Source organism: Leeuwenhoekiella aestuarii (genome assembly GCF_004104055.1).
In the GTDB taxonomy this organism is placed as follows: Bacteria; Bacteroidota; Bacteroidia; order Flavobacteriales; family Flavobacteriaceae; genus Leeuwenhoekiella; species Leeuwenhoekiella aestuarii.
The window spans coordinates 60,359-75,323 of sequence record NZ_QOVJ01000010.1 but is presented as its reverse complement, the minus strand read 5'-3'; the positions used below and the strand labels follow the sequence as shown (position 1 = coordinate 75,323).

General features: G+C 37.4%; 13 protein-coding genes. 1 reads left to right on the top strand and 12 read right to left on the bottom strand.

What is annotated here, in order from left to right; genetic code table 11:
* Window positions 1-2: 2 nt before the first annotated feature.
* From DSM03_RS17000 to DSM03_RS16945, 12 genes are all read right to left on the bottom strand, one after another.
* Window positions 3-413: a VOC family protein gene (locus DSM03_RS17000; RefSeq protein WP_128760170.1), complete on the bottom strand. Its 411-nt coding sequence runs from the start codon at window positions 411-413 to the stop codon at window positions 3-5.
* Between the two features lie 42 nt (window positions 414-455).
* Complete coding sequence (locus DSM03_RS16995; protein WP_128760169.1) at window positions 456-740, bottom strand: CBU_0592 family membrane protein; 285 nt, start codon at window positions 738-740, stop codon at window positions 456-458.
* Window positions 741-763: 23 nt separating this feature from the next.
* Window positions 764-1,249, bottom strand: a complete 486-nt coding sequence (locus DSM03_RS16990; RefSeq protein ID WP_128760168.1) for a MarR family winged helix-turn-helix transcriptional regulator — start codon at window positions 1,247-1,249, stop codon at window positions 764-766.
* A gap of 162 nt (window positions 1,250-1,411) precedes the next feature.
* Window positions 1,412-2,119: a DsbA family oxidoreductase gene (locus tag DSM03_RS16985; protein WP_236638741.1), complete on the bottom strand. Its 708-nt coding sequence runs from the start codon at window positions 2,117-2,119 to the stop codon at window positions 1,412-1,414.
* Between the two features lie 118 nt (window positions 2,120-2,237).
* Window positions 2,238-2,585, bottom strand: coding sequence for a cupin domain-containing protein (locus tag DSM03_RS16980; protein ID WP_128760167.1), 348 nt, complete (start codon window positions 2,583-2,585; stop codon window positions 2,238-2,240).
* Window positions 2,586-2,588: 3 nt separating this feature from the next.
* Entirely contained in the window at window positions 2,589-3,755 is a 1,167-nt protein-coding gene (uxuA, locus tag DSM03_RS16975) for a mannonate dehydratase (RefSeq protein ID WP_128760166.1), read from the bottom strand.
* A 21-nt stretch (window positions 3,756-3,776) separates the two neighbouring features.
* Complete coding sequence (locus DSM03_RS16970) at window positions 3,777-4,592, bottom strand: SDR family oxidoreductase (protein WP_128760165.1); 816 nt, start codon at window positions 4,590-4,592, stop codon at window positions 3,777-3,779.
* A gap of 21 nt (window positions 4,593-4,613) precedes the next feature.
* A complete protein-coding gene (locus DSM03_RS16965; protein WP_236638739.1) occupies window positions 4,614-5,399 on the bottom strand; it encodes a rhamnogalacturonan acetylesterase in 786 nt (261 codons plus the stop codon).
* Window positions 5,386-7,296, bottom strand: coding sequence for a pectinesterase family protein (locus tag DSM03_RS19065; RefSeq protein WP_201740464.1), 1,911 nt, complete (start codon window positions 7,294-7,296; stop codon window positions 5,386-5,388). Before DSM03_RS19065 ends, DSM03_RS16965 begins: the two co-directional genes overlap by 14 nt.
* Before the next feature lie 92 nt (window positions 7,297-7,388).
* A complete protein-coding gene (locus DSM03_RS16955; protein ID WP_128760163.1) occupies window positions 7,389-9,017 on the bottom strand; it encodes a RagB/SusD family nutrient uptake outer membrane protein in 1,629 nt (542 codons plus the stop codon).
* A gap of 4 nt (window positions 9,018-9,021) precedes the next feature.
* Window positions 9,022-12,135, bottom strand: coding sequence for a SusC/RagA family TonB-linked outer membrane protein (locus DSM03_RS16950; protein WP_236638737.1), 3,114 nt, complete (start codon window positions 12,133-12,135; stop codon window positions 9,022-9,024).
* Between the two features lie 33 nt (window positions 12,136-12,168).
* Window positions 12,169-13,623 (bottom strand): glycoside hydrolase family 28 protein, encoded by a 1,455-nt coding sequence (locus DSM03_RS16945; protein WP_128760162.1) that lies wholly within the window; start codon window positions 13,621-13,623, stop codon window positions 12,169-12,171.
* Window positions 13,624-13,895: 272 nt separating this feature from the next.
* Here DSM03_RS16945 and DSM03_RS16940 point away from each other — a divergent pair, with 272 nt between their 5' ends.
* Window positions 13,896-14,936: a LacI family DNA-binding transcriptional regulator gene (locus DSM03_RS16940; RefSeq protein ID WP_128760161.1), complete on the top strand. Its 1,041-nt coding sequence runs from the start codon at window positions 13,896-13,898 to the stop codon at window positions 14,934-14,936.
* The last annotated feature ends 29 nt before the right edge of the window (window positions 14,937-14,965 follow it).

Genomic DNA, 14,965 nt, shown 5'->3' with positions numbered 1-14,965 from the left:
ATTTATAAAATCTGATTAAACTCTAAGCGCTCATTATCTGGGCCGGTAATGTTGAAGTATTTACAGCCGTTTTTCCAAAAAGGTAAAAATACCGGCACCTCTTCTTGAATTTTATAATCTTTTTCTTTAAGCTCGTTAAAAACTACATCAATATCAGTAACATCAAAAGCGATATGGTCAATATGACCTTGTGATCTGCTTCGTATTTCTTCTAGATCTTTTCTCGGAAATTCATATAACTCCATTATTACCTCCCCACTTTGAAGCATCGCCACATTTCCTTTCTCCTTATTGTGATCGAACTGTGATATCATAACCTCTTCAAAGCCTAGGTCTTTATAAAAGGATATAGACTTTTTTAAGTTGGTCACCGGGATCCCAACGTGTTGAATTTTAGAAATTTTAAAAGCCATGAATCTATTTTAATATGCTATTAAATTAACTATTTAACAGGACTACAGTCTAAAACGATGCTGTTTTTTAGTAAACCTACGGTTTTGAAACGTATGCTTCTTTGCTCTGTAAATTGAGAAAAGCGCAATAAAACTCCAGATCACATTAGTTACTAAAGATGGTATTGCATTATAGTAGAAGCAATTAACGGCAATTAAAATTCCTCCCATAAGATTCATTAAAATACACCACCCAGAGAAGTCTTTACTTTTTACAAGTGTTAGTGCGTAAGACAATACGATTAAAAAGGAGCCTAGCCACCCTGCAACATCGATGAGTATTTTCATAGCCTTTTGAGTTTTTGTGTCTTCTATTCGTTTACAAGTAGTTTATCCATACGGGTTCTGAAATCAGCTTCTGCCATACAGTCTTCCAGCTTTTGGATTTCGTCAAGCAGACGGGTATTAAAACCTAATAATTCTTCGAGGGCTTTTTCACCTGCAGTCCAATACTCTTGTAGCACGGGAAGTTTTTGTTTTGCTTTCTGCGATAACATTAATTGATATTTTCGGTTGTCCTGAGAGTCGATTTCAGCATCGACATAGCCTCTTTTTTTCATTTTATTAATCAGTTTTACGATTGCAGGATGCGAAAGCTGCAACGTGTCAGCTATCTGGGTTACGGTCATCTTCTCGTTTTTCTGCAATAACATAAAAATCATATGCCAGTTGGGCTCAATATCAGACTCGTGCTCCCTGTAAAAATCACGTGTTTGATAAATAAAAGCATCACTGAGGCGTTTGAGTCTTCCGGTTAGACCGGCATACCCCATTTCAATTAAAAAATCGTCACTCATAATAATATATGTAACTGGTTACGCAAATCTAAAATTTATGACGAATGTGTAAGTAAATTCTCTGTTAAATTTTAATCAAAAAAAGTCATTTTCTAAAAAAAAACTAAAAAAGCTCCCAAACCAATGGTTTGAGAGCTTTTTAGATTATAATAGTCGAAATCATTAATCACAATTACCTGAAGCATCACAGCTTGCACCCTGCATTACCTCAAGCTCAGGAAATTCTTGTTTAGCATACCACTCGCTGTAGGCTTTGTTAAGCACATTCAGAAATTGCTCTTCGGGCTGTGCACCAGAAACCGCATATTTTCGGTCAAAAACAAAAAACGGAACTCCGCTAACCCCAATGTTTCGGGCTTCCAGAATATCCTGCTCAATATGTGCTGCAAACTGACTTTCGTTGAATTCGCTCTCTATTGCGGCCTTTTCGAGACCTACTTCCTGACCTAATTGAATGAGTGTTGCTACATCATCTACATTTCGGCCTTCAATAAAATAGGCTTTTAAAAGACGCTCTTTCATCTCATTTTGAAAGCCAGCCTGACCGGCCAGATGTATGAGTTGATGCCCTCTGTGGGTATTGGCGATAACCACTTTGTCGTAATCGTAGTCAAGTCCGGTTTCTTTAGCAAAGGCCGTTACCCGTTCAATAGCGTGTTGAGCCTGGGCTTTGCTCATTCCTTTATGTTTCTGTAAAAAATCAACACTTTTAATAGACGTATCAGTCTTTAAATTTGGAGCCAGGTCAAAGCTCTTCCATATTACTTCAACTTTATCGCGGTGGGAGAACTGCTCAAGAGCGTTATCAAATTTTCGTTTTCCGATATAGCAAAAAGGGCACATGATATCACTCCAAATCTCTACTTTCATCTTTTCAAATTCCATCATATTTAATTCAAGGGTTCAGACAATTGGTCGTAAATTATGGCTTTAGCTAACACAAAACACTGTGGTTTAACTAAAATAAAAGCCTTTCAGCCGCTTTATATTATTTCAAAAAATCTTCTCTTGCAGGGTTAAAAGCATCTATTAAAATGCCCGGCTCCAGACATTTAGCTCCGTGTGGTGCATTTGGCGGAACATAAAATCCATCACCCGCTTCTAGAATTTCACTATTTCCGTTAATGGTAATTTCAAATTTACCTGAAACCACATAGCTTCCTTGTGTATGAATATGATCATGTACCGTACCTATGGCACCCTTTTCAAACTTCACACTTACGACCATCAGATCTTTGTTACGTGCAACGATCTGACGGGTAATACCGGCATCAGCTTGATCCCATTCAGTTTCATCTGTTTTAAAAAAAAAGTCGCTTTCTTTTGTAATACTCATCTCTTACCTATTATGCATAAATTCTATTCCGTTAATAACACCTCGTATTTCAGCTAAACCTTTAAGTCTGCCTATCCCTGTGTAACCGGGATGCGCAAGAGGTTTCTTAAGATCATCCAGCATCTGATGCCCGTGATCTGGACGCATAGGCAGCTGCCTACCATACTGTTTTTCAATTTCTAAAAGCTCATAAACAACCGCTGGCATTGGCACATCTCCTTCTAGATGATTGTCTTCATAAAAACTACCGCTAGCATCTCTTTTTGTACTTCTTAAATGCACAAAATGAATATGCTTACCATAATCTTTAACCATTTGTACCAAATCATTATCTGCTCGTGCGCCGAAAGAACCGGTACAAAAAGTAACACCATTATATACGCTATCATTATCTGACAATAAGCGCTTAATATCTGAAGCTTTACTCATAATTCTGGGCAAGCCAAAAAAGGCATGCGGCGGATCATCCGGATGAATTGCCATAGCCACACCGGCTGACTCAGCGGTAGGTAAAATTTCGTCTAAAAAGAGCTTTAAATATTCTTGGGCTTTTTGCTCGTCTATTGCTACATAAGTATCAATTGCTTTCTGTAATCCAGCTAAAGTATAGCCTTCTTCAGAACCCGGAAGTCCAGCAATAATAGCATCTTCCAACTGCTGTTTATCATCTTGTGTTGAATGTTCAAAAAACCGTTTAGCTTCCGCCAAAAGTTGTTGACTATAATCTTTTTCAGCATTTTTTCGTTTTAAAATAAAACAATCAAAGGCAGCCAAATGAGACCAATCAAAACGTAGTGCAGTTGCTCCATTTTCTAGTGGGTACGCCAACTGTGTACGCGTCCAGTCTAAAACAGGCATAAAATTATAACACACAACCTCAACGCCTATTTTACCTAAGTTTATTAAAGAGATCTTATAATTATCTATATGCTCTTGAAATGTTCCTGTGCGGGTTTTCATTGCCTCAGTGACCGGTAAACTTTCGACCACTTTCCATGTTAAACCAGCAGCTTCTATTTCGGCTTTTCTTTTTTTAAGAGCATCCAGAGACCAGACTTTTCCATTCTTAATTTCGTGCATTGCATGAACCACACCAGACGCACCCGCCTGACGAATATATTGAAGTGATACGGGATCTTTAGGCCCGTACCAACGCATTGTTTGAATCATTTCTTAAATTTTCTATTGAAATTAAACACCTGAGAATGCCTTGAAACCACCATCTACAGTAACCACAGTACCGGTTACAAAAGACGCTGCATCGCTACACAACCAGTGTATCGCACCGTTTAAGTCTTGTGGATCACCAAATTTACCCAGAGGAGTATTGTCTATTATTTTTTTTCCACGGTTGGTTAAACTTCCATCTTTGTTGGTAATTAAATCCCTATTTTGTTCTGTTAAGAAAAAACCTGGAGCCAATGCATTTACGCGAATAGGATTCTCTTGTTTTTGAGCAAATTCTACCGCAAGAAATTGCGTTAGATTTTCAATTGCAGCTTTTGCAGAAGCATATCCCATTACACGGGTAAGCGGTAAATGTGCCGCAACCGAAGAAATATTGAGAACGCTTCCGGATTTTGATTTTTCTAATAACGGAAGAAAAACCTGTGTGGGTAGAAAGGTACCTATATAATTAAGATCCATCACCTTGCGCATCTCTTCAGCATCTGCATCTGCCAGCGACTGCTCTGGTAAAATTAAGGCTCCCTTCATATTACCACCTGCAGCGTTAATTAAAACATCTATATATCCTAAATGATCTTCTATCTCAGCTTTTGCTGCATTTAAGGCTTCTTTACTTGTCACATCAGCCAGTACTCCTGAAGCTTGATATCCTTGCTGCTTTAGATCATCTACAAGATTATCAACTTTAGTTTTTGTTCTACCTAATATGACTACATGTGCACCGCATTCAGCAAGAGATCGGGTCATAGATTCTCCCAAAACACCAGTTGCACCACTAATAACTATAATCTTATTTTTTACTGAAATAAGTAACTTCATGGATTTTCTTTTTAAATGTTTTCAATACATTTTAAAATTACAGATATCTCGTGCTAAAACCTCAGGTTTAATAAATTTTTCTATTTGTAAATTTTGACGTGCTATTTCCTGCAATGCTAAACTTGCTACCAACTTTGCTCCTAAGTATGACAAGTGTGTATCATCATTTTTGCCTCTTGGGTAATATGAGTGTTCTCCCGGTTTAAAATGCAGATGAAGCTTTTTTGATTCTTGTGGACCCCATTTGCGCTCCAACCTTTCGGTTAAAAATTGCATATCAATAAATTTTACATTCAGATCTTTAGCAACCATTCTTACAACCAGCGGGTAATTACCATGGGTATCTTCAAGAGTTCCGTATTCATTAAATTTTCTACGCACAATAGATGGTAACAAGACGGGAGTCGCTCCTGCTTTTCTGGTCTCGACTACAAATCGTTTCAGATTGTATCGATATTGAGTAAATGGATTAGTAAATCGTGTACTATCTTTAAACTTCTGATCGTTATGACCAAACTGTATGAATACAAAATCTCCCTTTTTTAAAGAATCTAAAACACGTTCCCAGTGGCCTTCAGTAATAAAACTTTTGCTACTGCGTCCATTTAACGCATGATTACTCACCTGTATATTCTGATCTAAAAGTTCTGGTAAAACTTGTCCCCACCCGTGCTCTGGATTGGTTTCCGGGTTTTTCTTGTCTGCCATTGTAGAGTCTCCAATCAAGTGAATTGTTGGTTTTTCCTGAGCAGAAAGCATCCCGGATAAAACAAAAAATACTATAATAAAAATTTTAAAAATCTTCATACCATTCATTTAAAATTAAAGAAACAAGTTCAGGTTTCCAGTTATCCTGTCCTCCTAAAACCAAATCTTTAGTATATAAATTCACCTCTTCTTCATACAATTGGTGCGACCACCACACACGTTTCTCAGCATTTGCTCCTGCTCCTTTGCTCTTATATTCTGCATAGAAAACAGTACGCTCTTTATGCGGAAACATTGCATCTCCATCCCAAACTTCCCAGCCTTCCGGCAAAATATGAGCTCCTAAAACTGAATTGATAAATACTGTTTTAGCATATGGCCTCCAGGGTCTGCCCAGATAAGCTTGATTCACTCCTGCAGCAGCAGTTAGCTTACAATTCAGAAAGACATAACCATAATCTTGCATCGCTGGTGTTGAGGCTGCTGTTACGTAAGAGTTAGTAAGGCTTTTGATTTCGCAATCTTCAAAAAATGCAGTCGCCTGACCAAAAATAAAATCGGTAGTACCTTCTATATAACAATTCTCAAACAATACTCTATTGTCTTCACCAGCTGTGTAAACCGTATCCTGACATCCTAAAATCCGGCAATTATTAAAAATAGAGCGATCACCCGCAGTATGTAAGGCTACAGCCTGACCGCGGTCACACCAGGTGTTTTGTATGGTTAAATTTTCAGCATAAAAATCTAAACCTTCAACCTTCAATGTATAGGATGTAAAGGTATTATGAACCGTCCCAGATACTGAATCTACCTTACCCGAATAATCATCATTAACAAGGATTACTCCGTCCCGACTTTCACCAATTAATGCAATTTTACGCTTCCAAGCAGGCACCTCTATTTTCTCTTTGTAAATGCCATTTTTAACATAAATCTTAACATAAGCCGGACCTAAATCTCGTGTACTTGCAATCGCTTTCTGAATACTATTAAAGTCTCCGCTGCCGTCTAATGCAACTTTAATTTCCCGATAAACTTTTGCATCTTCTGCCTTAAAAATCCGATCTAAAAAAGCTAAAATGTATTGCGCTGTTTTATTAAACCACGGCTGCATCAACCAAAAAGAATGCGGCGTATCTGGGATGGTATGCAATTCGTTGTAGATATGATTTTGGTTTAATATCGAAATCATATCATCCCGCCCGGCGTGAAAACGTGGCTGCGTACTATTAATAAAAAGCGTTGGCGGTGTGTTTGTATCAGCATAATTAAGTGGAGAGGCTTCTTTCCAATTTTTGGGATTCTGATATTTTGAACCATTAAGCCATTTTGCTGCTACTTCGCCCTCTTCACTTTCAGGATGGTTGAAAGAAACAATCCCGTCTACATTAATAATAGCTTGAATAGAGTCAGAAATTTTAAAGTTCTCACTATTGTAGACCGAAGATCCTCCGGTTACACCTACTAAAGTTGCTAACTGTGCACCCGCTGAATTACCCAAAATAGCTATTTTATTTGAATCTATATTATACCTGTGAGCGTGTTGACGCATCCATCTAACGGCTGCTTTTAAATCTAAAACCGCAGCAGGATAAACCGCATCTGTACTTAACCGATAATTTGCCGTAACAGCCACATAACCATTATTTGCAAAGTACTGCGCCAAAGGCCTAACATTCTCTTTACTGCCACTCATCCAACCTCCTCCAAATACCAATAAAACAGCTGGTTTTTTTTTCAAAACATTTTTAGGAAAATATACATCTGCTTTTAAATCCTTCCCGTCAATAGATTTATATATAATATCTTCATTTTTATCAAAATCTCCAGTTTTTAATTCTTCAATAGGTTTTATAAATGGATAGTCTGCCTTTAATTTCTCATAAATTGTCGCTATAGAATATTCAATTTTATTAATGGTTTTTTTCTGAGCTAAACAGACTCCTCCTAGAAGGAAACTTAGAATGAATATTGTATGTGCAAATCGACTCATAATTTTAGTTTTAAACATCTCCATATTTTAAATAGAAAAAAGCTTAACCGTAAATTGGTAAGCTTTTTTCTGTTTCTACTAATATTTAAAAATTACTGGTATGCCGGGTTCTGTTCAAAGTCATTATTTTGATTTAGATCCAGTGCACTTTGTGGGATGGGTCTTAGAATCTTTAAGACTCCGTTGGCTCCGTCAAAATTTCCTTCCTCTACAAGATAATGGTAAGCAGAAGCGCGTTCTACCAGTTTACCTGTACGTTTTAAATCAAACCAACGGTGATACTCTCCCATTAACTCGCGGCCGCGTTCGTCTAAAATATAATCGATATCAAATTCTGCTAAAGTCGCATCATCAACACCTGCTCGCTCCCGTACATCATTTATAAAATTAAGACCTACATCCGGCTGACCGGCTTGCAAATAAGCCTCTGCAGCAATTAAATAGGCTTCTCCTAAACGAGAAAGAACGATATCTCTTCTACTGGTATTTTGACCAAAAGGAGCTTCAGGATCATCAAATTTTTTCAATGGAATAGTTTGATAATCATTAGTGGGGTTTGCAGAAGGTACATAGGTACCATACTGGTGGTAAGTTGCTTCTGGATGTTCTGCCATATAAGCATCTTGATCTGCTTGTGTAGCTTCCCATGCCGGAGCGTAATAATGATTTACAGTTAAAGTACTGGTATCGTCTACATCATAAAAATCAAAATAGCGCTCATAAACTTCTGTCATAAATGTTACCTGATAACGCTCATCATCTTCAGTAAATAAATCTATTGCAAATTGTGTAGGGCATAGTGTGTATGTTCTATATGGTGCATCTCCTGCAACCTCGCTACCGCCTTGATAAGGACCAAAATAAGCCGTTTGCTGATGTCCTAAATTGAATGGATCTGTACTTACAGAAGCAGGATCGTATTGAACCGAAAACAGAGTCTCTTCATTAATAGGATAGGTAGGATTTTCTGGTGCCCATAATTCTTCAAAAGACAAGTTAAGACCCTGGCCTGCTATTGCAGCTTCTGCATAGGAAGCTGCAGTTGTAAAATCTGCTGTGGAGCCAAAACTCTCATATCCGCGCGTTAAATAAACTTTTGCTAACAAATGGTTTACGGCACGTTCGTTTACTTTACCCTGATATGCACCCGAACTCACTTGATTAACTGCAGCTTCTAATTCTGAAATGATAAAACTATAGATATCTTCAGCACTTTCTCTTGAAAACTCTAATACGGGTTCTCTAAAATAATCTGTTACCAAAGGAACACCTCCGTAAGTTTGCACTAAAAGGAAATAGGCATTAGCGCGCAAATAGCGCACCTCTCCTAATTGTTGATCTAATATATCTGTAGCTTCAGTTAGATCTGCATAATAAATAGCTGTATTTGCAGTTTGAATAGCTTTATATGCGTTATCATAAAGCCCTGCCACTCCTGTTGATGAAGGATTGAGATCTGTATACCTACTCAAACCTGTAGGTTCTGCGTCACGACCTTCAGCAAAAAGATCTGTACCGCAAACATAAATCCACGGTTCGTTTCCATAAATTTCGCGCAACTGTGCGTAGTTTGCATTTAATAAGGATTGATAACCTTCTTCGGTTAAGTAAAATTCTTCAGCTACTGCAAAAGACTCGTTTTCTTCTTCTAAAAAATCGTGACAACTTGTTACTGTAAGAAGTACGAGTAAACAACTTGTAATATATTGTATCTTTTTCATCTTCTTAAAATTTTAAATTAAAGCCCAACTGATAAGTTACAGAACTGGGTCTACCCGTGTTTAAACTTGCTCCAGCCCACTCGGGATCATATCCTTCATAATCTGTAAACACAAATGGATTTAATACGTTTGCATACACTCTCAGGGCATTAATGCCTAACTTCTCTAATGATTCACCGCCCAGGTTATAACCTATTGCGATATTTTTAACCTTCACAAAAGAAGCATCCTTGTAATACCCCACGCCATTATTTCTCCAGAAAGAACCTTCATTACGCGGCTGCGGATAAGTATTAGAAGCTCTTACAGGCAAGCCGGCACCATTTGCAGGAACATACCAGTCTATATCTAATTTCTGACGACCGCGATCGCGTGTATCAGCAAAATTAGAATGGAAATTACTATACACTAAAACTCCTTGAGTAATGATAACAGAAGTTGATAAATCAAAGTTTTTAACGCGCAACGAACTAAAGAAACTCCCAGTCCAATCTGGGTTTGAAGAACCTAAAATTATACGGTCACCGTCTGGTGTGTATTGCCCGTCATTGTTTACATCAAGTAATTTTTCCTGGCCTTCTTGCATTCCGTAACCGGCTGCTTCAGCTACTTCATCTGCTTGCCAGATTCCGGTAAATTTGTAATTGTAAATCGCATCAAGAGATTCGCCTATAAATAAGTTATTACCTATATCATCTACTTCACTTTGACCATAAATAGACTTCAATTCATTGGTGTTTTTAGTGAAAGTTAAAGATGTCGTCCATGTTACATCTTCGGTCTGAATGTTACGTGTTGTTAAGGCTAGCTCAACTCCCCTATTGCTTACTGAGGCAACATTTGCGTTGATATTAGAAAAACCGGTTTCACTAGGTAAATCTTGTGTAAATAATAAATCATCTGATAAACGATCGTATACATCAACACTACCGGTAATGCGATCTCTCCATAAACCGAAATCTACCCCAACGTTAAATTCACGGGTACGCTCCCACTTAAGTTGCGCGTTTGCAATCTGAGTAGATACAAATCCGTTTGAAACAGAACCTGCATAATCATAATAGGTTTGAGAATCTAAAGTATTCAGAGAAGAATAAGGACTAATAATATTGTTACCTGTATACCCAAAACTCATTCTCAGTTTTAAATTATTTACAGTCGCCGATTCGGCTAAGAAATCTTCGTTAGAAATATTCCAACCTAGAGCAGCAGAAGGGAAAGAATCCCAGCGGTTTTCTTCAGGAAACACTGATGAACCATCCCATCTATTTGACAGTGTTAAAAGGTATTTATCATCGTAAGAATAGTTTAAACGCAATGCATAAGATCTCAATGTATTTTTATTAAAACCTGAACCTAGATCGTAAGTACTTTGCTCACCACTACCTATGTTATAAAAACTGGTATCAAAAGGCATATTTCGGGATGACGAAAACGAACTTTCATTTCGATTAGAGAACATACTATAAAGTCCTAATAAGTTGAAATTGTGCTTCTCATCAAAAGTTTTTGTGATGTTAAACTGATTGTCCCAGGTATAGTTAAAATTCTGCCTTTGATCCAGTCGAGCAGAAGGTAAATTATTATTGCTTGCTCCTGTATTTGTAAGTGCCCCCCAAGATCTACCCCGTCGCGTATGAGAATATCCTGCTGCAAGAGAGGTTTTAAAAGATAGCCATTCCACAGGTTGATATTGAAAATACGTGTTCCCAATCACATTCCAACGGCGTACGTTATCGATTGAGTTGTTGATCTCTAAAATAGGGTTGTAGGTACTCGTTTTATTAATAATAAAATCACCGTTCTCATCTACCAGTTTCCCCGGCTGTGGAAAAAGAGTTACCCCATCTAAATCATATGGATCTAAAAAAGGATTTAATCTAAATGCTTCTCGCATCGCAACATCAGATCCCTGATCTTGATTGATTAATGTAACCGTTGCATTTGTACCTAAAGTAAATTTTTCATTGATCTTGTGATCCACTCCTAATTTTAAGGTGTATTTATTGAGTTCTTCATTATCAATATTTCCGGTTTCGTTCTGATACCCTATTCCCAAGTTGTAACCTAGACCGTTTTCTGCTCTTCCTGAAGCATTAACGTAAGTATTTTGTTGAACACCTGTTTTTAAAACAGCATCATACCAATCAAAAGATTCGTTAGCTGCCACACGTCTTAATAATTCAGAATTGCTACCGCCACCACCCACAGCATCAGCAAGCGTTGCAGCTGTAACCGTACCGGTATTAGGATCTGTACCGGCAGTTGCTAAGTAAGCAGACTGGTGGTAATCCCACCAAGTCTGTGGAGCCATAAGATCAGGTAATCTTGCAACATCTTTAACACCTACAAAAGATTCAACGCTTACGATTAAACCTCCCTTTGCTCCGGCACCACTACGAGTTGTAACAATCACAACACCATTAGATCCTCTTGAACCATAAATTGCGGTAGAAGATGCATCCTTTAAGATATCCATACGTTCTATATCCTGTGGATTCAAAAAGTCAATATTATCTGTAGGTACCCCATCAACAACAAATAGTGGGTCACCCCCGCCACCAATTGAATTTTGACCACGTATTGTGATATTAAAACCATCACCTATTCTACCAGTAGAGTTGCTTACCTGAACACCGGGAACCAAACCTTGTAAAGATTCTACCGGATTTGTGATATTACGTTCGGTTAGACTTTCTGAATCAATTGTACCTACAGCTCCAGTTAAATCTGATTTTTTCACCGTTCCGTATCCTACTACAACTACTTCACTTAGCGACTGAACATCTGTCTCCAACGATATCGTAAAGTTTGTTTGAGAGCCTACGGGTACGTTTTTAGTAAGAAAACCTACATAACTAATTACAAGTACTGCATCATTCCCGGGAACGCTAAGTTGAAAGTTTCCGTCAAAATCTGTTACCGTTGCAGCAGAAGTACCTTCTACTACAATGTTTACACCAGGCAAAGGCATATTGTCATCTACTGAAGTAATAGTACCCGTGATCGTTCGTCCTCCCTGACTAAAGACATTCCCCGAAATTAAAAAACCCGCTAGTAATAAGAACAGAGTCATTTTATTTCGGATAAGAAAATTTGTGTGTGTATTTCTCATCATTTTAAATTGTTTGTTTTTAAGTTTTAATCGAATTTATTCGTTGTAGTTCACTTCATTAATTTTTGTGTTTATATAATTGATAGGTTCACAGTTCTCAACTAAAAGAGGTGTTTCAGCATTTTTAATAGTCACATTTTTCAGGCTTATTCCTGTAACCGGCTTTTCTTCTCTACCTCTTATCAACAAGCCGTACTTCCCTCCATTTTCAACTGTAATATTTTCTAAGTTTATATTACTTATGCTGGGTATAAATTCACCCTCTTGCACGCCATATATACCGTAATAAGTATTGATTTTTAAAACGGCTTCTTTCACTTGACCTACTTCTATATCTTTGACATATACATTCTCTACAAACCCGCCTCGCAAAGTGTTTGTTTTAATACGTATAGCACGATCCAAATGAGGGCTGTTCATCGTACAATTACGCACAAAAACATTACGTACTCCTGCAGATATCTCGCTTCCCATAACGACCCCGCCGTGACCATCTTTCATGTCACAATTTTCAACAACTATATTTTCACTGGGAATATTAACGCGTCGGCCATCGCCATTGCGACCAGATTTGATCGCTATACAGTCATCACCTGTATTAAAATTGCAATTGGTAATGTGTACATATTTTGAATATTCAGGATCGCAACCGTCATTATTAGGACCGTGACTGTTAACCGTTACTCCATCAACTTTCACATAGCTAGACTTTAGCGGATGAATTACCCAAAATGGAGCATTAGTAAAAGTCACTCCCTCAATAAGAACACGCTCACACTCTAAAGTCTGTAGAAATAATGGACGGAGTTGATGCCCTTCGCCAAAAACACGTTGCTCAACAGGAGTACCGTCTTCAATCATTTTAAATAATGTGGGTAAATTATGCTCATCCTTTTGTTGTGGAGCTCCCTCTTGATGCCCATATTTATCTGCACCACACCAAGGCCACCAGTTCGCTTTATCTGCTTGTCCATTTAAAATTCCTTTACCGGTAACAGCAATATTCTTTTGACCTTTTGCATAGATTAGCGGGGAGTAATTCATAATTTCCATCCCTTCGTATGAAGTATGAACAGCAGGGAGATAGGCACTCTTGTCTGTTGTAAAAAGTATTTCAGAGCCAGCTTTTAAATGCAGATTTATGTTACTTTTTAATTGAATTGGACCTGTTAGATATTTGCCCGCAGGAACAACAACTTTACCTCCACCTGCTTCGCTACAGGCAGCTATTGCATCAGAAAATGCTTTGTTGTTTAGGCTAACCCCATCTGCAATTGCACCATAATCTGCTATATTGAATGTTGCATCCGGAAATTCTATAATGCCTATTTTTTCAATAATAGCATCTGCTTCACTCCAAACTGTCTTTTTAGCTAACTCACTTGATTCGTTTTTCTGCTCATTGTTTTTACAAGAAATAAATACCAACAAAAAACAGTTCAACAAGCCTAAAACACAGCTACGAAAACGATTTCTTTTAAAATTCAACATATATAGATTTTTATAAAAATTCAACTCTTGAAAAACTTAAACCCTATCAATAACAAAATACAATCGATTGCACGAAAATAAATATTAATTATCAGTATCCAAATAAAATGTGCTAATAATTAGCAAAAAATCATTTTTTAACAGTTAAAACTTCAATTTTAGAACGTAAATCGTCAATAAATCACACATAAATATTATTAAATCGAGTAAAAGATAAGGCTTTTATCAAAAAAATTTTAAATTGTAAACGATTACAACACCCTAAACTAAAGATGCGCCAAAAAGAAAAAGTTACAATTTATGATATTTCAAAAAAGTTGAATATCAGTGCTGCTACGGTTTCAAGAGCTTTAAATAACAGCAACCGTGTTAGTCTTAAGACTAAAGAGCTGGTTTTAAAAACTGCTAAGGATCTTAACTATCAACAAAACACCCTGGCTTTGGCTTTAAAAAGCGGGAGAACCTTTAATGTAGGTGTTGTTGTCCCCTATATTAATCACACGTTTTTTGCTTCGGTTATTCGCGGTATCGAGGAAGAACTCGAGCCTAAAGGATATCATGTGATAATATGTCAATCGCACGAAAATGTCGAAAATGAAGCTAAACAAATCAAAGCCTTGCTCAATACTCATATTGACGGCATTTTTATTTCAGTTTCTAAAACTACTGAAGATATAAAGCATATTGAAGCAGTTCGGGACGAAGGCGTTCCGCTTATCTTTTTTGACCGTAAAAAGGACATTTCGGGTGTAAGTTCGGTTACTATAAATGATTACGAAGGAGCTTTTGCAGCAACAGAACACCTTATCAAGCAAGGCTATACTAAAATTGCACATATAGGTGGCGACCCTAAACTTCAGATCTACAAACACCGCTACGATGGGTATATTGCAGCTCTTAAAGTAAATAACATTACTGTTGATGAAAGCCGAATTCTTGAAGTGAGCAGTACTGTTGAAGCTGGCATTGCAGCTGTACAAGATCTTCTGAATAAGAAAACAGAATTTGACGCAATATTCTCTGCCAGTGATTATGTAGCGCTAGGCGCAATGCGAGAATTGAGAAGCAGAGATTTTAAAATACCACAAGATGTAGGTATTGTAGGCTTTAGTAACGAACCCTTCACTAAATATCTGGAGCGACCACTTACTACTGTTGGTCAGACTCCCGTTCTTATGGGACAGATTGCAGCTCAGGTATTTTTAGAACAAATAAAGGAAAAAAATAAAAGCGTTCAGGTTGAGAAAAGAGTAGTGCTTATGCCAGAACTTTACGAGCGCGAAACCTCCTTAAAAAAAGGAAGTACTCACTAAATACTTCCTTTTTTAATATTCTTAATTTT